General features: G+C 70.3%; 22 protein-coding genes. 19 read left to right on the forward strand and 3 right to left on the reverse strand.

Annotation, left to right across the window (positions count from 1 at the left end):
* Window positions 1-121: 121 nt before the first annotated feature.
* Window positions 122-1,093, reverse strand: a complete 972-nt coding sequence (locus F7R91_RS30340) for an LLM class flavin-dependent oxidoreductase (protein ID WP_150954002.1) — start codon at window positions 1,091-1,093, stop codon at window positions 122-124.
* 179 nt (window positions 1,094-1,272) lie between these two features.
* Here F7R91_RS30340 and ftsY point away from each other — a divergent pair, with 179 nt between their 5' ends.
* Window positions 1,273-2,484 (forward strand): signal recognition particle-docking protein FtsY, encoded by a 1,212-nt coding sequence (gene ftsY / locus F7R91_RS30345; protein WP_150954006.1) that lies wholly within the window; start codon window positions 1,273-1,275, stop codon window positions 2,482-2,484.
* 265 nt (window positions 2,485-2,749) lie between these two features.
* Here ftsY and F7R91_RS30350 read toward each other — a convergent pair whose 3' ends face one another.
* Complete coding sequence (locus F7R91_RS30350; RefSeq protein WP_150954009.1) at window positions 2,750-3,406, reverse strand: bifunctional DNA primase/polymerase; 657 nt, start codon at window positions 3,404-3,406, stop codon at window positions 2,750-2,752.
* A gap of 433 nt (window positions 3,407-3,839) precedes the next feature.
* On the opposite strand from F7R91_RS30350, the gene nsdA reads away from it, so the two are divergent.
* The 6 genes from nsdA to ftsH all read left to right on the forward strand — a co-directional run bounded on the left by nsdA (window position 3,840) and on the right by ftsH (window position 13,490).
* Complete coding sequence (nsdA, locus tag F7R91_RS30355; protein ID WP_150954012.1) at window positions 3,840-5,330, forward strand: transcriptional repressor NsdA; 1,491 nt, start codon at window positions 3,840-3,842, stop codon at window positions 5,328-5,330.
* Window positions 5,331-5,642: 312 nt separating this feature from the next.
* A complete protein-coding gene (locus tag F7R91_RS30360) occupies window positions 5,643-6,983 on the forward strand; it encodes an ammonium transporter (protein ID WP_150954015.1) in 1,341 nt (446 codons plus the stop codon).
* Window positions 6,980-7,318: a P-II family nitrogen regulator gene (locus F7R91_RS30365; protein WP_003997576.1), complete on the forward strand. Its 339-nt coding sequence runs from the start codon at window positions 6,980-6,982 to the stop codon at window positions 7,316-7,318. Before F7R91_RS30360 ends, F7R91_RS30365 begins: the two co-directional genes overlap by 4 nt.
* 28 nt (window positions 7,319-7,346) lie before the next feature.
* Entirely contained in the window at window positions 7,347-9,794 is a 2,448-nt protein-coding gene (locus F7R91_RS30370; protein ID WP_150954018.1) for a [protein-PII] uridylyltransferase, read from the forward strand.
* A 114-nt stretch (window positions 9,795-9,908) separates the two neighbouring features.
* Window positions 9,909-11,462 (forward strand): signal recognition particle protein, encoded by a 1,554-nt coding sequence (gene ffh, locus F7R91_RS30375; RefSeq protein WP_150954021.1) that lies wholly within the window; start codon window positions 9,909-9,911, stop codon window positions 11,460-11,462.
* 90 nt (window positions 11,463-11,552) lie between these two features.
* On the forward strand, window positions 11,553-13,490 hold the full coding sequence (gene ftsH / locus F7R91_RS30380; RefSeq protein WP_150954024.1) for an ATP-dependent zinc metalloprotease FtsH: 1,938 nt from the start codon (window positions 11,553-11,555) through the stop codon (window positions 13,488-13,490).
* A gap of 7 nt (window positions 13,491-13,497) precedes the next feature.
* Here the strand turns inward: ftsH and F7R91_RS30385 are convergent, their stop codons facing one another.
* Entirely contained in the window at window positions 13,498-14,355 is an 858-nt protein-coding gene (locus tag F7R91_RS30385) for a class I SAM-dependent methyltransferase (RefSeq protein WP_150954027.1), read from the reverse strand.
* A gap of 522 nt (window positions 14,356-14,877) precedes the next feature.
* Between F7R91_RS30385 and F7R91_RS30390 the strand changes: the two genes are divergently transcribed.
* The 12 genes from F7R91_RS30390 to F7R91_RS30445 all read left to right on the forward strand — a co-directional run bounded on the left by F7R91_RS30390 (window position 14,878) and on the right by F7R91_RS30445 (window position 22,925).
* Window positions 14,878-15,480 carry a hypothetical protein gene (locus F7R91_RS30390; protein WP_150954030.1) on the forward strand — a complete coding sequence of 201 codons (603 nt, stop codon included), beginning with the start codon at window positions 14,878-14,880 and terminating at the stop codon, window positions 15,478-15,480.
* A gap of 301 nt (window positions 15,481-15,781) precedes the next feature.
* The gene (rpsP, locus tag F7R91_RS30395; protein ID WP_150954032.1) at window positions 15,782-16,210 is read left to right on the forward strand and encodes a 30S ribosomal protein S16; all 429 of its coding nucleotides are present in this window, start codon (window positions 15,782-15,784) and stop codon (window positions 16,208-16,210) included.
* A 2-nt stretch (window positions 16,211-16,212) separates the two neighbouring features.
* Complete coding sequence (locus F7R91_RS30400; protein WP_003973401.1) at window positions 16,213-16,452, forward strand: RNA-binding protein; 240 nt, start codon at window positions 16,213-16,215, stop codon at window positions 16,450-16,452.
* 94 nt (window positions 16,453-16,546) lie between these two features.
* Window positions 16,547-17,089 (forward strand): ribosome maturation factor RimM, encoded by a 543-nt coding sequence (gene rimM, locus F7R91_RS30405; protein WP_150954035.1) that lies wholly within the window; start codon window positions 16,547-16,549, stop codon window positions 17,087-17,089.
* Window positions 17,089-17,922 carry a tRNA (guanosine(37)-N1)-methyltransferase TrmD gene (trmD, locus tag F7R91_RS30410; protein WP_150954038.1) on the forward strand — a complete coding sequence of 278 codons (834 nt, stop codon included), beginning with the start codon at window positions 17,089-17,091 and terminating at the stop codon, window positions 17,920-17,922. The genes rimM and trmD overlap by 1 nt, the downstream gene beginning before the upstream one ends.
* A gap of 133 nt (window positions 17,923-18,055) precedes the next feature.
* Complete coding sequence (gene rplS, locus F7R91_RS30415) at window positions 18,056-18,406, forward strand: 50S ribosomal protein L19 (RefSeq protein ID WP_150954041.1); 351 nt, start codon at window positions 18,056-18,058, stop codon at window positions 18,404-18,406.
* Window positions 18,407-18,465: 59 nt separating this feature from the next.
* Window positions 18,466-19,206, forward strand: a complete 741-nt coding sequence (gene lepB / locus F7R91_RS30420; RefSeq protein ID WP_150954044.1) for a signal peptidase I — start codon at window positions 18,466-18,468, stop codon at window positions 19,204-19,206.
* Complete coding sequence (gene lepB, locus F7R91_RS30425) at window positions 19,199-20,293, forward strand: signal peptidase I (protein WP_150954046.1); 1,095 nt, start codon at window positions 19,199-19,201, stop codon at window positions 20,291-20,293. The genes lepB (F7R91_RS30420) and lepB (F7R91_RS30425) overlap by 8 nt, the downstream gene beginning before the upstream one ends.
* Entirely contained in the window at window positions 20,181-21,161 is a 981-nt protein-coding gene (gene lepB / locus F7R91_RS30430) for a signal peptidase I (RefSeq protein ID WP_150954049.1), read from the forward strand. Before lepB (F7R91_RS30425) ends, lepB (F7R91_RS30430) begins: the two co-directional genes overlap by 113 nt.
* A gap of 102 nt (window positions 21,162-21,263) precedes the next feature.
* On the forward strand, window positions 21,264-22,040 hold the full coding sequence (gene lepB / locus F7R91_RS30435) for a signal peptidase I (protein WP_150954051.1): 777 nt from the start codon (window positions 21,264-21,266) through the stop codon (window positions 22,038-22,040).
* Window positions 22,030-22,560 (forward strand): NUDIX hydrolase, encoded by a 531-nt coding sequence (locus F7R91_RS30440; RefSeq protein ID WP_150954054.1) that lies wholly within the window; start codon window positions 22,030-22,032, stop codon window positions 22,558-22,560. Before lepB (F7R91_RS30435) ends, F7R91_RS30440 begins: the two co-directional genes overlap by 11 nt.
* A gap of 56 nt (window positions 22,561-22,616) precedes the next feature.
* Window positions 22,617-22,925 (forward strand): DUF2469 domain-containing protein, encoded by a 309-nt coding sequence (locus F7R91_RS30445; protein WP_003993268.1) that lies wholly within the window; start codon window positions 22,617-22,619, stop codon window positions 22,923-22,925.
* Window positions 22,926-22,951: the final 26 nt, after the last annotated feature.

Below are 22,951 nucleotides of genomic sequence, written 5' to 3' on the forward strand. Positions count from 1 at the left end.
GGTGCACATCGATCCCTACGTAAGCCGACATCGCGGGCCTCCAGACCCCGACTCGGCTCCCCCAGAACGATTGTTCCCTGAACGAGCCGGGAGGGGGAGCCCCCGCCCTCATAGGGTCAGGTCAGCCGCCCAACGCCGGAACCACCCGCTCCGCGAACAGCCGCAGGCTGCGCCAGCCCTCCTCCACCGGCATCCCGCCCGCCAGCGGATGCAGCACGAGGTTGTCCAGGCCCAGGTCCAGGCATGCCTCGGGCGTGAGGATGCGGTACACGCCCTCGGCCCGCAGCTCGTCCACCGTCGTGGCCGCCGACCTCACCGCCGACGTGATGTCCCCGGTCTGCCAGGAGGCATAGGTCCGTGCCTCGTGCAGGAAGTGCTCGCCGTAGTGCGCCCACGCCCGGTCCGGGTCCTCGGCGATGTGCAGCAGCGGGGTTTCGGCGGCGGGCATCATGGTCCAGCCCCCGGTGCCGTACTCGACGAGCCGCTCTTTGTAGTACGCCTCCAGCTCCGGCAGATACGCGCTGGGGAACAAGGGCAGGCCCAGCCGGGCGGCGCGGCGGGCGGCGGCCTTCGAGGAGCCGCCGACCAGCAGCAGGGGGTGAGGGTCGGAGCAGGGGCGCGGGGTGACCCGCACCCTGCGGCCCCGGTAGGTGAACTCCTCGCCGGTCCAGGCCTTCAGCAGCGTCTCCAGGACCTCGTCCTGGAGCTTTCCGCGCCGGCGCCACTCCACGTCGAACTGTGCGTACTCCTCGGGCCGGTACCCGATACCGGAGACCGTCACCAGCCGCCCGCCGCTGAGCAGATCGAGTACGGCGATGTCCTCGGCGAGCCGCAGCGGATCGTGCAGCGGGCCGATGACCGCCGAGACCGTGACCGCGAGATGCCGGGTCGCGCCGAAGACCGCGCCCGCGAACGCGAACGGCGAGGGCAGCCAGTTGTTGGCGACGCCGTGGTGCTCCTCGGTCTGGACGGTGGTGATCCCGCGCTCGTCGGCGTACGCGGCCATCTCCAGGGCGGCCCGGTAGCGGGCGCCGAGCGAGGCGGGGGTGGCGTCCGGCTCGACGAGGTTGAAGCGTACGACCGATACGGGCATGGCGGGTCCCCCTTCGCAGGGCGGGTGTGAGGGGGGACGTTAACTGACGGGGCGTCAGACAGCCATAGCCGAGAACGATAGATCAGGTGTTCGAAAAGCTGGGCGCACATCCCGGCGCGGACGCAGAGGCGCGGACGAAGAAAGGCGGTGCGGAAAGGTCACGCCATACTGGAGCTGTTATGGAAACCGTCATCCTTGCTGTAGTCATCGCCGTGGTCGTGCTCGGCGCGCTCGGCGGGCTCGTCATCGGCACCCGGCGCAAGAAGCCGCTGCCCCCGCCGCCCCCGTCCGCGCCCGACATCACCGCCCCTCCGGCCGAGCCGCACATCGGCGACGAGGCCGAGACCCCGCGCGACGAACCGCGCCGGACGATAGAGGAGGTGGACCTTCCGGACGGCTCGGCCCCGACGGCCGTCGCGGAGCCTCCGGCCGCCCCGGAACTCGAAGTTCCCGAGATCGAGATCCCCGAGCCGACGGCCGGACGCCTCGTGCGCCTGCGCGCCCGGCTCTCCCGCTCCCAGAACGCGCTCGGCAAGGGGCTGCTCACGCTGCTGTCGCGCGAGCACCTCGACGAGGAGACCTGGGAGGAGATCGAGGACACGCTGCTCACTGCCGATGTCGGGGTGCAGCCCACCCAGGAGCTGGTGGACGGGCTGCGTGAGCGGGTGAAGGTGCTCGGCACGCGCACGCCCGTGGAGCTGCGCGCGCTGCTGCGCGAGGAGCTGCTCAAGCTGGTCGGCACCGACTTCGACCGCACCGTCAAGACCGAGCCCGAGACCAGCAAGCCGGGCATCGTGATGGTCGTCGGCGTGAACGGCACCGGCAAGACCACCACCACCGGCAAGCTCGCCCGTGTTCTGGTGGCCGACGGCCGCACCGTCGTCCTCGGCGCCGCCGACACCTTCCGTGCCGCCGCCGCCGACCAGCTCCAGACCTGGGGCGAGCGGGTCGGCGCCTACACCGTGCGCGGTCCGGAGGGCGGCGACCCGGCCTCCGTCGCCTTCGACGCGGTCAAGGAGGGCAAGGAGATGGGCATGGACGTCGTGCTCATCGACACCGCGGGCCGTCTGCACACCAAGACCGGGCTCATGGACGAGCTTGGCAAGGTCAAGCGGGTGGTGGAGAAGCACGCGCCGCTCGACGAGGTGCTGCTGGTCCTCGACGCGACGACCGGGCAGAACGGTCTGGTGCAGGCCCGTGTCTTCGCCGAGGTCGTCGACATCACGGGCATCGTGCTCACCAAGCTGGACGGCACGGCGAAGGGCGGCATCGTGGTCGCGGTCCAGCGCGAGCTGGGCGTGCCGGTCAAGCTGGTCGGGCTCGGCGAGGGCGCGGACGATCTGGCGCCGTTCGAGCCGGAGGCGTTCGTTGACGCCCTTATCGGGGAGTAGGACCTCCTGCATCCGGGATCCGCTCCTCGGAGGTCACGCAAGAAGCGCCCGCCCCAAAGTGCAGTCGGAGGCGGGCGCTGCTGTCTTTGCGCCTGAGTCGGCGCCGCTCTCGCGGACCGGGTCCCTCACCGTCGTGGTTCCACACTCGATGGTGGCACCTGGCTGCGTGCAGCTGAAAAAGGGCCCCACCGCATGGTGCAGATGCGCCGGGGCCCTTCGCTGTGTACGCCGTGAGCCCGGACACGCCTGAGTCCGGGTCGCAGGCCTACGCCCGTGACCGGTGTGCCACATACGCCAGCGTTCCCAGCAGCAGCCGGGCCGCCGGCGGCCTTGTCGCCGAGTCCAGGGCGGGGGAGCGCAGCCAGCGGACCGGGCCCAGGCCGCCGCGGTCGGAGGGCGGGGCCGTGATGGACGTACCGGGGCCGAGGCCGTGCAGGTCGAGGGAGGTCGGGTCGTCCCAGCCCATGCGGTAGAGCAGTCCGGGGAGGTCGGCGGCGGCGCCGGGGGCGACGAAGAATTGGGCGCGGCCATGAGGTGTTGCGGTCACGGGGCCGAGGGGGAGGCCCATGCGTTCGAGCCGGACCAGTGCGCGGCGCCCGGCGGGTTCGGCCACCTCGATCACGTCGAACGCCCGCCCGACCGGCAGCATCACCGAGGCGCCGGGAAACTCCGCCCAGGCCCTGGTCACCTCGTCGAGCGTGGCGCCGGCCGGGACCTGCGGTGCGAAGTCGAGCGGATGGGCGCCCGGAGCGGGACAGTCCGCGTGGCCGCACGAGCACGCGCCCGCCGCGGCCCGTGCACCCGGCACGACGTCCCAGCCCCACAGCCCGGTGAACTCGGCGACCGCGGTGCACTCCGAGGAGCGCCCGCGCCGACGCGAGCCGGGGCGGATCTCCCGGATGCCGCCGATCGTGAAGCCCATGCCCCCTCCAACGGGTCCAGCGCGCCGGTGGTTACGCGACGAGCGTGACGTGTGACTCTCCGTCACCTGATCCGGTGCATGTCGCGCTCGGAAGCGCCCCGCGTGGTGTGCCCGGCCCTGCGCGCCCCCGAGTGCACCGCTCCGCCCACTTCCGTTCGTCCTGTGTCAAGTGAATCGCGCGCGGGCGACCGTGAGTTCATTCGATGGGGTGGCGAATGGTGGCGTTTCCGGGTTCGCCATGGCTGGACGCGTGATCGTAGGATTACTTTGAGTGCACGAGTCCTGAGGGTGCATGTGCTCGTGGGTATGCCGGAGGCAAGTCGGCTTTCCGTTCCAAGGGTGACAACTACCGGACGGGAGGACGTATTTACCGGCATTCTGATAGGGCTTGGCGCACTCAGTGACAAGTGGTCTCAGGGATGGGGGCGTTCCAGTGGGCGGCAACGGCGGAAGCGGGACGAGCGCTGGAAACGCTGCGCAGGCTGACAAACGCCCCAACGAGCTCCTTACCTCGTGGTTCGTGCGCAGCGGCTGGTCCAAGGGCGAACTCGCCCGCCAAGTCAACCGCCGGGCCCGCCAGTTGGGGGCCAACCACATTTCCACGGACACCTCCAGGGTGCGCCGCTGGCTGGACGGCGAGAACCCGCGCGAACCCATCCCGCGGATCCTGTCCGAGCTGTTCTCCGAGCGGTTCGGCTGTGTCGTCTCCGTGGAGGACCTCGGTCTGCGCGCCACCCGCCAATCACCCTCCGTGTCCGGCGTCGACCTGCCCTGGACGGGCCCGCAGACGGTGGCCCTGCTCAGCGAGTTCTCGCGCAGCGACCTGATGCTGGCGCGGCGCGGCTTCCTCGGGACCTCGCTGGTCCTGTCCGCGGGCCCGTCCCTCATCGAGCCGATGCAGCGCTGGCTCGTGCCCACCGCGGCGGCCCCGCAAGCGGATCCCGAGCCGTCGGCGAGCCGCCGCGGCGGCCGGCTGTCCCGGCCCGAGCTGGAGCTCCTCGAGTCCACCACGGTGATGTTCCGCCAGTGGGACGCCCAGTGCGGCGGCGGTCTGCGCCGCAAGGCGGTCGTCGGCCAGCTGCACGAGGTGACCGACCTCCTCCAGGAACCCCAGCCCGAGGCCACCACGCGCAAGCTGTTCAAGGTCGCCGCCGAGCTCGCGGAACTCGCGGGCTGGATGTCGTACGACGTGGGGCTTCAGCCCACCGCCCAGAAGTACTTCGTGCTCGCCCTGCACGCCGCCAAGGAGGCGGGCGACAAGCCGCTCGGCTCGTACGTCCTGTCCAGCATGAGCCGCCAGATGATTCATCTCGGGCGGCCCGACGACGCCCTGGAGCTCATCCACCTCGCGCAGTACGGCAGCCGGGACTGCGCGAGTCCGCGCACCCAGTCCATGCTGTATGCGATGGAGGCGCGCGCGTACGCCAACATGGGACAGCCCGGCAAGTGCAAGCGGGCGGTCCGGATGGCCGAGGACACCTTCGCCGACATCGACGAGTGGGACGAGCCGGACCCCGACTGGATCCGCTTCTTCTCCGAGGCCGAGCTGTACGGCGAGAACTCCCACTCCTTCCGGGACCTCGCCTACGTTGCCGGCCGCAGCCCGACCTACGCCTCCCTCGCCGAGCCCCTCATGCAGCGGGCGGTCGACCTCTTCGCCAAGGACGACGAGCACCAGCGCTCGTACGCGCTGAACCTGATCGGTCTGGCCACGGTGCACCTGCTCCAGCGCGAGCCCGAACGGAGCACCGGGCCGGCCGCCGATGCCATGCGGATCGCCAAGAAGGTCCGCTCCGAGCGCGTCAACACTCGTATCCGAAAGACGGTCGACACGGCCGTACGCGATTTCGGGGACCTCGCCGACGTCGTGGACCTGACCGAGAAGCTCGCCGCAGAGCTGCCCGAGACCGCCGAAGCGGTCTGATCCCGCCAGGCCCCGGCCGCGGCCGGCCCTCCCGAACTGCCCGACTCGGCTCCCCCCGCCAGGTCATCGGAAGGCCGCCCGCGGCCGGTTTCTTTCCTCTTCCGAAGGTTGCGCCACGATAACGATCGACGTGGGCCATATCCGCCAGTTCATCGACGCGTAACACACACGGCGCCTTCGTCACGGCGGCGAAACAACGAGGGGCTTCCACCGAAACCGCGCTGCGCCAATCTCATGGCGCATAACCGGCCCACCCCTCAATCCGCTCAGGCTTCGCCCGCACGGGGCCGTACCAACGACGAGGAGACGCCGATGGCACCAGCCATCACGCTTGCCGCAGAGGCGCCCAAGCTCTCTGCCGCCAACACAGGTTTCATGCTCATCTGTTCCGCCCTGGTGCTGCTCATGACACCGGGCCTGGCCTTCTTCTACGGAGGCATGGTCCGCGTCAAGAGCACCCTCAACATGCTGATGATGAGCTTCATCAGTATCGGCATCGTCACCATCCTGTGGGTGCTGTACGGCTTCTCCATGGCCTTCGGTACGGACTCCGGCAGTGTCGTCGGCTGGACCTCCGACTGGGTGGGCCTCAGCAACATCGGGCTGACGGAGCTGTGGGACGGATACACCATCCCGATCTTCGTGTTCATGGTCTTCCAGCTGATGTTCGCGATCATCACGCCGGCCCTGATAAGCGGTGCCCTCGCGGACCGCGTGAAGTTCACGGCGTGGTCGCTGTTCGTCGCCCTGTGGGCCACCGTCGTCTACTTCCCGGTCGCCCACTGGGTCTGGGGCGCCGGCGGCTGGGCCTTCGAGCTGGGCGTCATCGACTTCGCCGGTGGTACGGCGGTCCACATCAACGCTGGTGCCGCGGCCCTCGGCGTGATCCTCGTCATCGGCAAGCGCGTCGGCTTCAAGAAGGACCCGATGCGTCCGCACAGCCTGCCGCTGGTCATGCTCGGCGCCGGTCTGCTGTGGTTCGGCTGGTTCGGCTTCAACGCCGGTTCGTGGCTCGGCAACGACGACGGCGTCGGCGCGCTGATGTTCGTCAACACGCAGATCGCCACCGCGGCCGCCATGCTGGCCTGGCTCATCTACGAGAAGATCCGCCACGGCGCGTTCACCACGCTGGGCGCCGCCTCCGGCGCGGTCGCCGGTCTGGTCGCCATCACCCCGTCCGGTGGTGCGGTCTCCCCGGTCGGCGCGATCGCCGTCGGCGCCATCGCCGGTCTGCTGTGCGCCATGGCCGTCGGCCTGAAGTACAAGCTCGGCTACGACGACTCCCTCGACGTCGTCGGCGTCCACCTGGTCGGCGGTGTCGCCGGCTCCCTGCTGATCGGCTTCTTCGCCAGCGGCAAGGGCCAGTCCGAGGTCCAGGGCCTCTTCTACGGCGGCGGCCTCGACCAGTTCTGGAAGCAGTGCGCCGGTGTCTTCGCGGTCCTCGCCTACTCGCTCGTCGCCTCCGCGGTCCTCGCCTTCCTGATCGACAAGACGATCGGCATGCGGGTCTCCGAGGACGAGGAGATCTCCGGCATCGACCAGGCCGAGCACGCCGAGACCGCATACGACTTCAGCGGGGCCGGCGGCGGCGCCGCCCGGACCGCCGCCTCCGCTCCGGTCGCCGACACTGCGAGCAAGAAGGTGGACGCATGAAGCTCATCACCGCCGTCGTCAAGCCCCACCGGCTCGACGAGATCAAGGAGGCCCTCCAGGCCTTCGGGGTGCACGGACTGACGGTCACCGAGGCGAGCGGCTACGGTCGTCAGCGGGGCCACACCGAGGTCTACCGCGGTGCCGAGTACACCGTGGACCTGGTCCCCAAGATCCGCATCGAGGTGCTGGCCGAGGACGACGACGCCGAGCAGCTGATCGACGTCATCGTCAAGGCCGCCCGGACCGGCAAGATCGGTGACGGCAAGGTCTGGTCCCTGCCGGTCGAGACCGCCGTACGGGTCCGGACGGGCGAGCGCGGCCCGGACGCCCTCTGACAGCAGAAGAAGGAACAGGAGTCGCCGGGTGACGCGTACGGACATGCGCAACGAAGCAGAGGACTCGGGACCCGGCGGCTACGCGGCGGCCCGGCTGCGCCTCCTCCAGGAGGGGGCGCGGACCGGGCCGCCGCGCCGTGCCGCCCTCAGTGAACTGACCGACCACTGGCTGTCCGGCCTGTTCGACGCGGCCGCGCCGGGACTGCGCGGGGCGTCCCTCGTCGCCGTCGGCGGCTACGGCCGCGGCGAGCTGTCCCCGCGCAGCGACCTCGACCTCCTGCTGCTGCACGACGGCAGCGACTCCGACGCGGTCGCCGCCCTGGCCGACCGCCTCTGGTACCCCGTCTGGGATCTCGGCCTCGCCCTCGACCACTCGGTCCGCACCCCGGCCGAGGCCCGCAAGACGGCTGCCGAGGACCTCAAGGCCCACCTCGGCCTGCTCGACGCCCGCCATCTCGCGGGCGATCTCGGCCTGACCGCCGGACTGCGCACGGCCGTGCTCGCCGACTGGCGCAACCAGGCGCCGAAACGCCTCCCCGAACTCCAGGAGCTGTGCGCCGAACGCGCCGAGCGCCAGGGCGAGTTGCAGTACCTCCTGGAACCCGACCTCAAGGAGGCCCGGGGCGGCCTCCGTGACGCCACCGCGCTGCGCGCCGTCGCCGCCTCCTGGCTGGCCGACGCCCCGCGAGAGGGACTGGACGACGCCCGGCGCCGGCTGCTGGACGTCCGTGACGCACTGCATCTGACGACGGGGCGGGCCACCGACCGGCTCTCCCTCCAGGAACAGGACCAGGTGTCCGTCGAGCTCGGCCTCCTCGACGGCGACGCTCTGCTGCGGCAGGTCTACGAGGCGTCGCGCGTCATCTCGTACGCGAGCGATGTGACCTGGCGTGAGGTGGGGCGCGTGCTGCGGTCGCGCGCTGTGCGGCCGCGTCTGCGCGCCATGCTCGGAGGCGGCAAGCCCGTCCCCGAGCGCTCCCCGCTGGCCGAAGGGGTGGTGGAGCAGGACGGCGAGGTGGTCCTCGCCCGCGCCGCGCGCCCCGAACGCGACCCCGTGCTTCCGCTGCGCGCCGCGGCGGCCGCCGCTCAGGCGGGCCTCCCGCTCTCCCTGCATGCCGTGCGGCGCATGGCCGCCACGGTGGGCCCGCTGCCCACACCCTGGCCCGCGGAAGCGCGCGAGCAGCTTGTGACACTGCTCGGCTCCGGCCGTCCCACCGTCGAGGTCTGGGAGGCGCTGGAGGCCGAGGGCCTGATCACACGGCTGCTGCCGGACTGGGAGCGGGTGCGCTGCCGCCCGCAGCGCAACGCCGTCCACGTCTGGACCGTCGACCGGCACCTCATCGAGACCGCGGTCCGCGCCTCCGAGCTGACCCGCCGGGTCAGCCGGCCCGACCTCCTCCTGGTCGGTGCGCTGCTGCACGACATCGGCAAGGGCTGGCCGGGCGACCATTCGGTGGCCGGCGAGATCATCGCCAAGGACGTGGCCGCGCGGATCGGCTTCGACCGCGCCGACGTCACCGTGCTCGCCACCCTCGTACGCCATCATCTGCTGCTCGTCGAGACGGCCACCCGGCGCGACCTGGAGGATCCCGCCACCGTGCGCTCGGTCGCGGAGGCTGTCGGTACACAGAGCACCCTGGAGCTGCTGCGCGCCCTGACCGAGTCGGACGCGCTGGCCACCGGACCGGCCGCCTGGTCGTCCTGGCGCGGGTCCCTGGTCGCCGACCTGGTGAAGCGGGTCGCCGCGGTGCTCGCCGGGGACGACCCGGACGAGCCGGAGGCCGCCGCGCCGACCGCGGAGCAGGAGCGGCTCGCCATCGAGGCGGTCGCCACGGGCAGCCCGGTGCTGGCGCTGCGCGCGCAGACCGAGCCCCCTGCGGAGGAGCGGTCGGCCGGCGACCCGGAGCCCCTCGGCGTGGAGCTGCTCATCGCCGTACCGGACCAGCCGGGTGTGCTGCCCGCCGTGGCCGGTGTCCTCGCCATGCACCGTCTGACGGTCCGCACGGCCGAACTGCGCGCCCAGGACCTGCCGGACGGCGTGGACGGCTCCGTACTGCTGCTGAACTGGCGTGTCGCCGCCGAGTACGGCTCCCTGCCGCAGGCCGCCCGGCTGCGCGCCGATCTCGTACGGGCCCTCGACGGCTCCCTGGACATCGCCGGCCGCCTCGCCGAACGCGACGCCGCCTACCCGCGCCGCCGGGGTGTGGTGGCGCCGCCACCGCGCGTGACGGTCGCCCCGTCCGCCTCACGGCTGGCGACGGTGATCGAGGTCCGCGCCCATGACGCGCCCGGTCTGCTGCACCGGATCGGCCGGGCACTGGAGGAGGCGGCGGTGCAGGTGCGGAGCATGCACGTCAGCACGCTGGGTTCCAATGCGGTCGACGCCTTTTATGTGACGACCGCCGCAGGAGTGCCGCTGGCGGGCGACGAGGCGGCTGCGGTGGCCGGGAAGCTGGAGCAGACGCTACGGGCGTGACCCCGTCGTTCCCTCCCAGGCCCTGAATGCCGCAGGCGGGGAGGATTGTCTTGCGGGTCCGGATACCCTGGAAGACGCTCATACTGCCCCCGACTCCCGAGGACCGACGCCGCCGTGTTCGATACTCTCTCCGATCGCCTCTCAGCGACCTTCAAGAATCTGCGCGGCAAGGGGCGTCTGAGCGAGGCGGACATCGACGCCACCGCGCGCGAGATCCGTATCGCGCTCCTCGAAGCGGACGTGGCACTGCCCGTCGTGCGGACGTTCATCAAGAACGTCAAGGAGCGTGCGCTCGGCGCCGAGGTCTCCAAGGCGCTGAACCCCGCCCAGCAGGTCCTGAAGATCGTCAACGAGGAACTGGTCACGATCCTCGGCGGCGAGACCCGGCGACTGCGCTTCGCCAAGCAGCCGCCGACCGTGATCATGCTGGCGGGTCTCCAGGGTGCCGGTAAGACCACCCTCGCGGGCAAGCTCGGCCGGTGGCTCAAGGACCAGGGCCACTCGCCACTGCTGGTCGCCGCCGATCTCCAGCGCCCGAACGCCGTCAACCAGCTGAGCGTCGTCGCCGAGCGCGCCGGCGTGGCGGTGTACGCACCGGAGCCGGGCAACGGCGTCGGCGACCCGGTGAAGGTCGCCAAGGACTCCATCGACTTCGCGAAGTCCAAGGTCCACGACATCGTGATCGTGGACACCGCCGGCCGCCTCGGCATCGACCAGGAGATGATGCAGCAGGCCGCGGACATCCGGGACGCGGTCTCGCCGGACGAGATCCTGTTCGTCGTCGACGCGATGATCGGTCAGGACGCGGTCAACACGGCCGAGGCCTTCCGTGACGGCGTCGGCTTCGACGGTGTGGTGCTCTCCAAGCTCGACGGTGACGCCCGCGGTGGTGCGGCCCTGTCGATCCGGCAGATCACCGGCAAGCCGATCATGTTCGCCTCGAACGGCGAGAAGCTCGACGACTTCGACGCCTTCCACCCGGACCGGATGGCCTCCCGCATCCTCGACATGGGTGACCTGCTCACCCTGATCGAGCAGGCGGAGAAGACGTTCAGCCAGGAAGAGGCCGAGAAGATGGCCTCCAAGCTGGCGTCCAAGAAGGGCCAGGACTTCACCCTGGACGACTTCCTGGCCCAGATGGAACAGGTCCGGAAGATGGGCTCCATCTCCAAGCTGCTCGGCATGCTCCCGGGCATGGGCCAGATCAAGGATCAGATCAACAACCTCGACGAGCGCGATGTCGACCGCACGGCCGCGATCATCAAGTCGATGACCCCGGGCGAGCGCCAGGAGCCGACGATCATCAACGGCTCGCGGCGCGCCCGTATCGCCCGTGGTTCCGGCGTCGAGGTCAGCGCGGTGAAGAACCTGGTCGAGCGGTTCTTCGAGGCCCGCAAGATGATGTCCCGCATGGCCCAGGGCGGCGGCATGCCGGGCATGCCGGGGATCCCGGGCATGGGCGGCGGCCCCGGCCGGACGAAGAAGCAGCCGAAGAAGGCCAAGGGCAAACAGCGCTCCGGCAACCCGATGAAGCGCAAGCAGCAGGAGCAGGAGGAGGCCGCACGCCGCGCCGCCGGGGCCCAGGGCGGCAGCGCCTTCGGCCTCCCGGGCCAGCAGGCCGGCCAGGACTTCGAGCTGCCGGACGAGTTCAAGAAGTTCATGGGCTGACACGCGAAGCCGTACGACAGTGAGGGCGCCCCTGTCCAGGGGGCGCCCTCACTGCGTGCCGAGGCCCGCTGTGTGCCGTAACGTCCATGTATGAGCAATGCCGCGCCGCCCCGCAAGACCCCTGATCAGCCGTGGCGCACCGAGGGCACGCCGGACGAGCCGCCCCGGCGGCCCGGCGGCAGAAGGACACGCGGCAGATGGTGGGGCCTGGCCGTCACCGCGGTGATCGTCTTTCTGCTCGCCTACATCGGGCTGAACTACCTCGGCAAGGGAGACGAGCCGACCATCTCCTACACGGAGTTCAGCAGGCAGGTCGACGCCGGCAACGTCTCCAAGATCTACTCCAAGGGCGACGCGATCCAGGGCGAGCTCAAGGAGGCGCGGGACGATCCCGACGACGGCGGCGAGTACACCAAGTTCAGGACCCAGCGCCCCGCCTTCGCGGACGACAATCTCTGGCAGAACCTGAGTAGCCACGACGTCACGGTGACCGCGCGGCCGGTCGTGCAGGAGCGCAGCCTTCTGTCCAACCTGCTGATCTCCCTGATCCCGATCGTGCTCCTGGTCGCGGTGTGGGTCTTCTTCGCCCGGCGGATGAGCGCGGGCCTCGGCGGAGCGGGCGGCATGTTCGGCCGCAAGGCGCCGCCCAAACCGGTCGAGCTGCTGCCGGGCACCGAGCGCACGACGTTCGCGGACGTGGCCGGCATCGACGAGGTCAAGGGGGAGCTGGACGATGTCGTCGACTTCCTGGAGCACCCCGACGCCTATCGCCGCATGGGCGCGAAGATGCCCCGTGGTGTGCTGCTCGCGGGTCCGCCCGGCACCGGCAAGACCCTGCTGGCACGGGCGGTCGCGGGCGAGGCGGGCGTGCCGTTCTTCTCCGCCTCCGCCTCCGAGTTCATCGAGATGATCGTCGGCGTCGGGGCGTCCCGCGTCCGTGAACTGTTCGCCGAGGCCCGCAAGGTGGCGCCGTCGATCATCTTCATCGACGAGATCGACACGATCGGCAGGCAGCGGGGCGGCGGCCCGTCGGTGAGCGGCCACGACGAGCGCGAGCAGACGCTGAACCAGATCCTCACGGAGATGGACGGCTTCTCCGGCTCGGAGGGCGTGGTCGTCGTCGCGGCCACGAACCGCGCCGACATCCTGGACCCGGCGCTGACCCGGCCCGGCCGCTTCGACCGGGTGGTCACCGTCTCCCCGCCCGACCGCGGCGGACGCGAGGCCATCCTGAAGATCCACACTCGGGAGATCCCCCTCGCCGAGGACGTGGACCTGGCCCAGCTGGCCCGCACGACCCCGGGCATGACAGGTGCGGATCTGGCCAATCTCGCCAACGAGGCCGCTCTGCTCGCGGTCAAGCGCAAGCAGGACAAGGTGACCCAGCCCGATCTGTCCGAGGCCCTGGAGAAGGTACAGCTGGGTGCCGAACGCACCCTGGTCATGCCCGAGGAGGACCGCCGTCGCACCGCCTTCCACGAGAGTGGGCACGCCCTCCTCGGCATGCTGCAGCCCGGCGCCGACCCGGTCCGCAAGATCACCATCGTGCCGCGCGGCCGGGCACTCGGGGTGACCATGTCGACCCCCGAGGTGGAGCGGTACGCGCACTCGGAGGAGTACCTGCGCGGCCGCATCATCGGCGCCCTGGGCGGCATGGCGGCCGAACAGGTCGTCTACGGGGTCATCACCACGGGCGCGGAGAGCGACCTCGAACAGGTCACCAACATCGCGCGCGGGATGGTGGCCCGCTGGGGCATGAGCGAGCGCGTCGGCCGGCTGTCCGCCCTGCCGAGCGACGCCCAGCAGGCATACGGACTCTCGGCCGCGCCGCAGACCCTGGATGTGATCGACGCCGAGATGCGCCGGATCGTCGACGAGTGCTACGAGGAGGCCTGCCGCAAACTCCGCGAGCACCGGGGCAAGCTCGACGCCCTGACGGAGGCCCTGCTGGAGAACGAGACCCTGGAAGAGGCGGACGCGTACCGGATCGCCGGGATCACCCGCCTGAAGAAGGAGCAGGACGCCTGAGGGGCGGCTACCGGGTTCGTGCGATCAGATAGCGGAACACGTTCGGCATCCACACCGTCCCGTCCCGCCGCTGGTACGGGTGCAGCGCCTCCTTCAGTTCCTTGTCCACCTGCGCCTGGTCCGTCGCCGAGATCGCTGCGTCGAAGAGCCCCGTCGACAGCAGTCCGCGTACGGCGCTGTCGACGCCCGCGTATCCGAACGGGCAGGCGACCCGGCCGGAGCCGTCCGGCTTGAGGCCGGAGCCCTCGGCAACCTCCTCCAGGTCGTCCCGGCCGGCGGGGCGCCAGCTGCCCGTGCCGCGCAGCGGCTCCGCCAGCTTCTTGGCGACGCGCAGCACGGCCGCGGTGGCACAGCGCTCCGGCGGACCCCAGCTGGCCAGCACCACCGGTGCCCCGTGCCCGGCGAGCGGCGTCGCCGCGTCGAGCATCTCCCCGAGCCCCTCCGTGTCGCCCGCGAGGCACCCTATGGGATCGAAGGCGGTCACCAGGGTGTACGCGGGCGTCTCCGCGTCGGCCGCGTCCCTGGGCGGACCGCCGACGAGCCGGGTGTCCGCACGCGCGCGTTTGTCCCACGCGTCCGGGAGCAGCCGCTCCCGCGCGAGGGCCAGCCGCTCGGGGGAGCAGGGCTCGACACCGGTGACCGAGGCGCCTCTGGACGCCGCCATCAGGAGGGCGAGCCCGCTGCCGCAGCCGAGGCCCAGCAGCCGCGTACCGGGGCCCACTTCGAGTCGTTCGTAAACCGCCTCGTAGAGCGGAACGAGCATCCGCTCCTGGATCTCCGACCAGTCACGCGCGCGTGCCCACCGGTCCACGCGGGGAGCGGATCCCGCGGGAGAAGGATGGTGCCGCACGAGCGTAGGTGTCATAGGTAAGCGCCCCAATCCGCCGAGAGTTTGCCGCTGTGCCCGTTTCCATGGCCCCCGTGACGTGCGCTCGCACTCCCCCCGTAAGCCAGGTAACTCCGCACTCGACCCCGCGTCCAGGGGTTGTCGGTCCCTGCTTGCGGGTCGGAAGGCCCTGTGGCCAGATTTCACATTCCGGCAACCTGGGCCCGTAGCATCGCGCCATGGCGATCAGGGGCCGCCGCCGAGTCCGGGTAACGTCGCGGGCGTCCCAGGCGCTGAGTGAAGTGGCGCCCTCCGGCGGGAGAGCGGCCGAAACGCCTCTTGCGCACGCGCGGACCACAGGTGCCCCGGCGTGTGGACATGGTCTACGCGCGGGGTCGTACGTCAGACTACGCACCACATTGTTGGGACCTGCGAGGCTTCTCCGCAGATCAGCGCACCCGCCCTCGTCAGGACGCATCAGCGGCAACTGACGGGTACGTGCAAATTATTTGGGATGCCCCGGAATCGGAACACAGAGGCACTCCGGCTCGTTGTCATTACGTGAGCACGACACAGACACCACCTGTACTCGCCGCAGAACTGGCGCTCGCGTGGGCCGACATCCAGCGGTACCACCCCGAGTTGCCCGATCTTGCCGCGCCCGAGTCACTGATCGGGGAGTCCTCGTCCGCCTGCGGGCACGAACTCTCCTTCGAGCGACTGCTTCACGAAGCAGTCCATGGCATCGCCGCCGCGCGCGGGGTGCGCGACACGTCCCGTGCCGGCCGCTACCACAACCGCAGATTCCTCGCGATCGCCGAGGAGTTGGGCCTGGACCACCCCGAGGAGCCGCACCCCAGCAGCGGCTTCTCCCTGGTCACGCTCAACCCCGAGGCGAAACGGCGCTACCGTCCGACGATCGACCGCCTCCAGCGCGCTCTCAAGGCCCACACGGCCGCGACGGCCGGGGACACGGCCCGCTCGTTCCGCGGCCCGGCCGCCCGCCACGGCTCCTCCGGCGGAGGCGTGCGGGTAAAGGCGGTCTGCGACTGCGGCCGCAACGTACGGGTCGTCCCGTCCGTCCTGGCCCAGGCGCCGATCGTGTGCGGCGGCTGCGGGAAGCCGTTCCGGATCCCCGAGGTCGTGGGGGCGGCGGCAGGCTGACTGCGATCCCGGCATCTCGTGGGTGCCGGACAAGCAGTCGGGAGTGGGCGCAGCGGCACCTTGACGCGCCGGGGTGCCGCGACCCGCACGAGGGCACCTGCGGCGCTGGGTGCCTCTCCGTCATGCCCGGGCCCCGGTCGGTGGCCCCCGCAGGGTGTGGCACAATGGCTAGCTGTACTCGACAGCCGTACAGGACCCCTCTCTCCTCCGGCTGACGCGTCCATCGGGCACTCGGGTACCGCAGCCCCACGCGGCCATCTCGCCGTGCCCAACCACGTCAAATCCAGGAGAACCCACTCCCGTGGCAGTCAAGATCAAGCTGAAGCGTCTGGGCAAGATCCGTTCGCCTCACTACCGCATCGTCGTCGCCGACTCCCGTACCCGCCGTGACGGCCGGGCCATCGAGGAGATCGGTCTGTACCACCCGGTGCAGAACCCCTCGCGCATCGAGGTCAACGCCGAGCGCGTGGCGTACTGGCTCTCCGTCGGCGCCCAGCCGACCGAGCCCGTGCTCGCCATCCTGAAGAAGACCGGCGACTGGCAGAAGTTCAAGGGCGAGCCCGCCCCGGCGCCGCTGCTGCAGCCGGCCCCGAAGGCTGCGCGTCCGTCGTTCGAGGCTCTCGGTGGCGACGACGAGGGCAAGGGTGAGGCCATCACCCAGAAGAAGAAGGCTGAGAAGAAGGACGAGGCTTCGGCCGAGTCCTCTGCGTCTGCGCCGACCGAGGCCTGAGCATGCTCGAGGAGGCTCTCGAGCACCTCGTGAAGGGCATCGTCGACAACCCTGACGATGTGCAGGTGGCCTCGCGCAACCTGCGCCGCGGGCGGGTGCTCGAGGTCCGGGTCCACCCCGACGACCTCGGCAAGGTGATCGGCCGCAACGGCCGCACCGCACGCGCTCTGCGCACCGTCGTGGGCGCCATCGGCGGCCGCGGTGTCCGCGTCGACCTCGTCGACGTGGACCACGTCCGCTGACGCCGAACGCAGCACCGGCTCGGGCCGGGGAAGGCCACGAGGCCTTCCCCGGCCCGTAGTCGTTACGGGTCCTATCCACAGGAGATCTTCGAAAGTGCAGCTCGTAGTCGCACGGATCGGCCGCGCCCACGGCATCAAGGGCGAGGTCACCGTCGAGGTCCGTACCGACGAGCCCGAACTGCGGCTCGCCCCCGGGGCCGTACTGGCCACCGACCCCGCCTCCGCGGGCCCGCTCACCATCGAGACCGGCCGGGTGCACAGCGGCCGGCTCCTGCTGCGCTTCGAGGGCGTCCGCGACCGGAACGCCGCCGAGGACCTGCGCAACATCCTCCTCATCGCCGACGTCGACCCGGACGAGCTGCCCGAGGAGGAGGACGAGTACTACGACCACCAGCTGATGGACCTCGACGTCGTGACCGGGGACGGCATGGCGGTCGGCCGGATCACCGAGATCTCGCACCTGCCCTCGCAGGACCTGTTCATCGTCGAGCGCCCCGACGGCAGCGAGGTGATGATCCCGTTCGTCCAGGAGATCGTCACCGAGATCGACCTCCAGGAGCAGCGCGCGGTCATCGACCCGCCGCCCGGACTCATCGACGACCGCGCGGAGATCGCATCCACCCGGGACGAGGCGTGATGCGGCTCGACGTCGTCACGATCTTCCCCGAGTACCTGGAGCCCCTGAACGTCTCGCTCGTCGGCAAGGCACGCGCGCGTGGACAGCTGAATGTGCAGGTGCACGATCTGCGGTCCTGGACCTACGACCGGCACCACACGGTCGACGACACCCCGTACGGCGGCGGCCCCGGCATGGTCATGAAGACCGACCCCTGGGGTGACGCGCTGGACTCCGTCCTCGCCGACGGCTACGAGACCGGCTCCCATGCGCCGGCGCTCATCGTGCCCACCCCCAGCGGCCGCCCCTTCACCCAGGAACTCGCCGTCGAGCTCTCCGAGCGGCCCTGGCTGATCTTCACGCCCGCCCGCTACGAGGGCATCGACCGCCGAGTCATCGACGAGTACGCCACCCGGATACCCGTCTACGAGGTGTCCATCGGCGACTACGTCCTCGCCGGCGGCGAGGCTGCCGTCCTCGTCGTCACCGAGGCCGTGGCGCGACTGCTGCCCGGCGTCCTCGGCAACGCCGAGTCCCACCGGGACGACTCCTTCGCTCCCGGAGCGATGGCCGGTCTTCTGGAGGGGCCCGTCTACACCAAGCCGCCCGTCTGGCGCGGCCGTGACATCCCGGACGTGCTGCTCAGCGGTCACCACGGGAAGATCGCCCGCTGGCGCCGCGACGAGGCCCTCCGGCGCACCACCGCCCACCGGCCCGACCTCATCGAGCGCTGCGATCCCAGGGCCTTCGACAAGAAGGACCGCGAAATGCTCTCCATCCTGGGCTGGGCGCCGGACCCGGAGGGGGAGCCGTACGGCCGATTTTGGCGCAGGCCAGAGGGCATGGAAGAATAGGCCGCTGTTGTGCGCCGTCCGGCGTGCGCCCCTGCCGCAGGGGGACACGACGCCCGCCCCGACCCGCACGGCTTCATCCAGAACACCTAGTTCCCGTTGATGACCTGTGGCATCAGCGAAGAAAGCAGACGAAATGTCTCACCTGCTCGACTCCGTCGACGCCGCGTCGGTGCGCAGCGACATCCCGGCCTTCCGCCCGGGTGACACCGTCAACGTCCACGTGCGCGTCATCGAGGGCAACCGCTCCCGTGTGCAGCAGTTCAAGGGCGTGGTCATCCGCCGTCAGGGCGCCGGTGTCCGCGAGACCTTCACGGTCCGCAAGGTTTCGTTCTCCGTCGGCGTCGAGCGCACCTTCCCGGTGCACACCCCGATCGTCGAGAAGATCGAGCTCGTGACCCGCGGTGATGTGCGCCGCGCCAAGCTGTACTATCTGCGCGACCTGCGCGGCAAGGCCGCGAAGATCAAGGAGAAGCGCGAGAACTGATCTCGCGGCGCGCTGTAAGAAGAGGCGTTCACAGCGGGTCCGGATACCATCTGGCCCCGATGGACACCGAAGCACAGCCGAAGGAGCGCGACCGCTCCTCCCGCCCCTCCGACTCCGAGGAGACCTCGGACACCGGAGGACGGGAGGGACGGTCGCGTTTCGTATGGGTGGCGCGGATCACCGACCGGCTTCCCGGTGGCCGGATCAGCCTGACCCTGCTGATCTGCCTGCTGTTTTTGCTGCTCCTCAACGCGTTCGTGGCCAAACCGTTCCAGATTCCCAGCGGATCCATGGAGCCCGGATTGAGGATCGGGGACCGCGTTCTCGTAAATAGGTTGGCGTACCGTTTTGGTGCCGAGCCGCGGCGCGGCGACATCGTCGTGTTCGACGGCACCGGCTACTTCGGGCACGCGGACTACATCAAGCGCGTTGTCGGTGTGGGGGGAGACCACGTGGTCTGCTGTGACAAGGAGGGACGGATCCAGGTGAACGGGCGGTCGGTCGACGAGTCGGCGTTCCTCGACGCCGGTGACAGCCCGTCCACGGTGCCCTTCGACGTCGTCGTGCCCGACGGCACGCTGTTCGTCCTCGGCGACCGTCGCAGCGCATCCAGTGACTCCCGCGACCACCTGGGCTCGCCGGGCGGTGGAATGATCCCCGTCGACGACGTCATCGGCCGGGCCGAGTGGATCGTATGGCCCACCGCCCACTGGGCCCGCCTCGAGCGCCCCGGCGCCTACGCGCGCGTACCCGCTCCGGAGGCCGGGGGGTCGGGCAGGGCGGACGGTGCCCATGGGTAACCGCGGCAAACCGCGCGGTTCGTCCAGCAGCCCCGCCGACAATCTCCTGCCCACGGGTTCGCGGCGTGCGTTCTCCGGCCCGGTCGGCGGCCGCACGCGTGCCGAGCGGCGCAAGCTGCAGCGCAAGGTCAAGCGAAAGCGCAGGCGCTCGGCGGTCAAGGAGATACCTCTCCTCGTCGGCGTCGCGGTCCTCATCGCCCTCGTCCTGAAGACCTTCCTCGTCCAGGCGTTCGTGATCCCGTCCGGCTCCATGGAACAGACGATCCAGATCGGCGACCGTGTCCTGGTCGACAAGTTCACCCCGTGGTTCGGCTCCAAGCCGGGGCGCGGGGACGTCGTCGTGTTCAAGGACCCGGGCGGCTGGCTGAAGGACGAGCAGCCCACCGCGAAGAAGGAGGACCCCGTCGTCGTCAAACAGGTCAAGGAAGGTCTGACCTTCATCGGCCTGCTGCCGTCCGACAACGAGAAGGACCTCATCAAACGGGTCGTCGGTGTCGGGGGTGACCGCGTCAAGTGCTGCGACGCGCAAGGACGCGTCACCGTCAACGGCGTCCCCCTGAACGAGGGGGACTACCTCTATCCCGGCAATGTCCCGTCCGAAGCGAAGTTCGACATCACCGTGCCCCAGGGGCGGTTGTGGGTGATGGGTGACCACCGCGCCAACTCCGCGGACTCCCGCTCGCACCAGGACACCAATGGCGGCACGGTCTCCGAGGACTCCGTGGTGGGCCGCGCCATGGTCATCGCCTGGCCCTTCGGTCACTGGACTTCACTGAAGGAGCCGAACACCTACGCTTCTGTGTCCGACTCGGCAACCGGGTCGCCCGCGGCTGCCGCACCGTCGCATAGGGTTGCTCCAGAGGATCTCAACGGAACGATCCGACTCCCGAGCCCTGCGGAACTCCCGCTCGTTATGGGAGTGGTGGGCCTGCACCGTGTGTGGGGCAGGCGGCGGCACAGAGTAAGGAGTTGGCGTGGGGGATGTGGCGGTCGGCGCACGGTCCGGACACGACGGCGAGGAACACCGCGGACGCCCCGTGGGAGCAGCTGTCCCGGCCGCGGACAGCGCCGTGACCCCCGGGAGTGACTCCGGGGCGAGCGAGGACGGTACGGCGCCGGGCGGGCGCGGCGGTTCCGGGAACCAGGGGCCGGGTGACTCCGGCCCGAGGACCAAGAAGCAGCGCTCCTTCTGGAAGGAGCTGCCGATCCTCATCGGCATCGCGCTGGTGCTCGCCCTGCTGATCAAGACGTTCCTGGTACAGGCGTTCTCGATCCCCTCCGACTCGATGCAGAACACGCTCCAGCAGGGTGACCGCGTCCTGGTCGACAAGCTCACCCCCTGGTTCGGCTCCGAGCCCGAGCGTGGCGAGGTCGTCGTCTTCCACGACCCGGACAACTGGCTCGCGGGCGAGCCGACGTCGAACCCGAACGCCGTGCAGACCTTCCTCAGCTGGATCGGCCTGATGCCGTCCTCGGAAGAGAAGGACCTCATCAAGCGCGTCATCGGCGTCGGCGGCGACACCGTCTCCTGCAAGGGCACCGGCCCGCTGAGGGTCAACGGCAAGGCGCTGAACGAGCCGTACGTGTACCCGGGCAACACCCCGTGCAGCGTCGACGACCAGGGCGGCCAGTTCACGGTGAAGGTGCCCGAGGGCTACATCTGGGTCATGGGCGACCACCGGCAGAACTCACGTGACTCCCGCTACAACCAGTCGGACAAGCACCACGGCATGGTCCCGGTGGACGAGGCCGTGGGACGGGCCATCGTCAAGGCCTGGCCGATCAGCCGCTGGGGCACGCTCCCTGTCCCGGACACCTTCGACCAGCCCGGCCTGTCGGACCAGTCCTCGGCCGCCGCCGCGCTGACGGTCGCCCCGAACGGGCTCGCACTGGCCGGCGTGGTGCCCTTCGCCCTGTGGCGCCGCCGGAAGACCGCGGCGGCCGAGACCCGCTGAGGTCCTCGATCTGCACCGTCGTGAATCCCTTGTGGAGCTCTTGACCTCGGCCGAGGTGGAGGGGCTGACCGGGTCCCGTACTGCCGGGTAGGGTGCGGACCCATGGGTGAGACCACGACGCGTACGGCCCCGCACGGCGGCGGCTCCAACACGGGCCCGGGCGGCAGCCGGACCGGGCAGCGGTTGTCCGGGCTGGCCGTCGCGCTGGGCCTTGTGCTGTTCCTCGGGGGATTCGGCTGGGGAGCGGTGGTCTACCGGCCGTACACCGTGCCCACGAGCTCGATGAGCCCGACGATCGACGCGGGCGCCCGGGTGCTGGCGCAGCGCGTCGACGGCGGGGAGGTCCGCCGCGGCGATGTCGTCGTCTTCACGGACAAGACCTGGGTGACCAACGCCCCCGTGCTCAAGCGCGTGGTGGCGATCGGCGGTGACACGGTCGCCTGCTGCACGGACGGCAAGCTGACCGTCAACGGCAAGCGGATCGACGAACCGTATCTGCCCAAGGGGAGCCTGGCCGAGATCACGGACTTCCCGACCGTGACGGTGCCCAAGGGGCGGCTGTTCCTGCTCGGTGACGAGCGCCAGGGTTCGCTCGACTCCACGGCCCATCTGGCCGACGCGGCCCAGGGCACGGTGTCGCGTAACGCGGTCACCGCCCGGGTGGACGCGGTCGTCTGGCCCATGGACGGCATGCTGAAGCGGCCCACCGGCTTCGAGGCGCTCGGCACCCTCTCCGAGCCGGGCCCGCTGCGCACCATGGTCGCCATGATCGTCGTAGGCGCGGCGCTCATCCTGGGCGGCGCCGCGTACGGACCGGTCGCCAAGCGCCTCGGCGGCCGGCGCTCCGGTACGCGGACGGAGCCGGCCGGTGCCCGCTGAGGCGACCGAGACGGGCGAAGGGGCCGACTCTTCCCGGGGCGGACTGCGGAAGGTCGCCCGTGTGGTGCTGCTCGACCCGCAGGACCGCATCCTGTTGCTGCACGGCCATGAGCCGGACGATCCGGCGGACGACTGGTGGTTCACACCCGGCGGCGGCGTGGAGGGCGACGAGAGCCGGGAGGAGGCCGCGCTCAGGGAGCTCGCCGAGGAGACCGGCATCACCGAGGTCGAGCTGGGCCCGGTGCTGTGGCGCCGGATGTGCTCCTTCCCGTTCGCGGGCCGCCGCTGGGACCAGGACGAGTGGTACTACCTGGCCCGTACGACCCAGACGTCCACCGAGGCCGCGGGCCTCACCGAACTGGAGCGGCGCAGCGTCGCCGGAGCACGCTGGTGGACGTGTCAGGAACTGGGCCGGGCACATGAGACGGTGTATCCGACCAGACTCGCCGAGCTGCTGCGCAGGGTGCTCGACGAAGGTCCCCCGGCCGGGCCCGTGACCCTTGACACCGAAATCGTCTAGGGGCTGACGGGACTGGCGCACAATGGTGGGATCGCACGGCTGAAGGGGAACATGCCATGAGCGCCGAGGACCTCGAGAAGTACGAGACCGAGATGGAGCTGAAGCTCTACCGGGAGTACCGCGATGTCGTCGGTCTGTTCAAATATGTGATCGAGACCGAGCGGCGCTTCTACCTGACCAACGACTACGAGATGCAGGTGCACTCGGTCCAGGGTGAGGTGTTCTTCGAGGTGTCCATGGCGGATGCCTGGGTGTGGGACATGTATCGGCCGGCTCGCTTTGTGAAGCAGGTACGGGTGCTCACATTCAAGGATGTGAACATCGAGGAGCTGAACAAGAGCGATCTCGAGCTCCCGAGCGGGTGACGGAGTTATCCACAACCGCTGAGTTA

The sequence above is a fragment of the Streptomyces luteolifulvus genome, assembly GCF_008806595.1.
Lineage (GTDB): Bacteria > Actinomycetota > Actinomycetes > Streptomycetales > Streptomycetaceae > Streptomyces > Streptomyces luteolifulvus.

What these genes read in the sequence shown, in the direction of transcription:
- F7R91_RS30340 (WP_150954002.1), bottom strand. Translation starts at nt 1,093, where the DNA reads ATGCCCGTATCGGTCGTACGCTTCAACCTCGTCGAGCCGGACGCCACC.
- ftsY (WP_150954006.1), top strand. Translation starts at nt 1,273, where the DNA reads ATGGAAACCGTCATCCTTGCTGTAGTCATCGCCGTGGTCGTGCTCGGC.
- F7R91_RS30350 (WP_150954009.1), bottom strand. Translation starts at nt 3,406, where the DNA reads ATGGGCTTCACGATCGGCGGCATCCGGGAGATCCGCCCCGGCTCGCGT.
- F7R91_RS30360 (WP_150954015.1), top strand. Translation starts at nt 5,643, where the DNA reads ATGGCACCAGCCATCACGCTTGCCGCAGAGGCGCCCAAGCTCTCTGCC.
- F7R91_RS30365 (WP_003997576.1), top strand. Translation starts at nt 6,980, where the DNA reads ATGAAGCTCATCACCGCCGTCGTCAAGCCCCACCGGCTCGACGAGATC.
- ftsH (WP_150954024.1), top strand. Translation starts at nt 11,553, where the DNA reads ATGAGCAATGCCGCGCCGCCCCGCAAGACCCCTGATCAGCCGTGGCGC.
- F7R91_RS30385 (WP_150954027.1), bottom strand. Translation starts at nt 14,355, where the DNA reads ATGACACCTACGCTCGTGCGGCACCATCCTTCTCCCGCGGGATCCGCT.
- F7R91_RS30400 (WP_003973401.1), top strand. Translation starts at nt 16,213, where the DNA reads ATGCTCGAGGAGGCTCTCGAGCACCTCGTGAAGGGCATCGTCGACAAC.
- trmD (WP_150954038.1), top strand. Translation starts at nt 17,089, where the DNA reads ATGCGGCTCGACGTCGTCACGATCTTCCCCGAGTACCTGGAGCCCCTG.
- rplS (WP_150954041.1), top strand. Translation starts at nt 18,056, where the DNA reads ATGTCTCACCTGCTCGACTCCGTCGACGCCGCGTCGGTGCGCAGCGAC.
- lepB (WP_150954044.1), top strand. Translation starts at nt 18,466, where the DNA reads ATGGACACCGAAGCACAGCCGAAGGAGCGCGACCGCTCCTCCCGCCCC.
- lepB (WP_150954046.1), top strand. Translation starts at nt 19,199, where the DNA reads ATGGGTAACCGCGGCAAACCGCGCGGTTCGTCCAGCAGCCCCGCCGAC.
- lepB (WP_150954051.1), top strand. Translation starts at nt 21,264, where the DNA reads ATGGGTGAGACCACGACGCGTACGGCCCCGCACGGCGGCGGCTCCAAC.
- F7R91_RS30445 (WP_003993268.1), top strand. Translation starts at nt 22,617, where the DNA reads ATGAGCGCCGAGGACCTCGAGAAGTACGAGACCGAGATGGAGCTGAAG.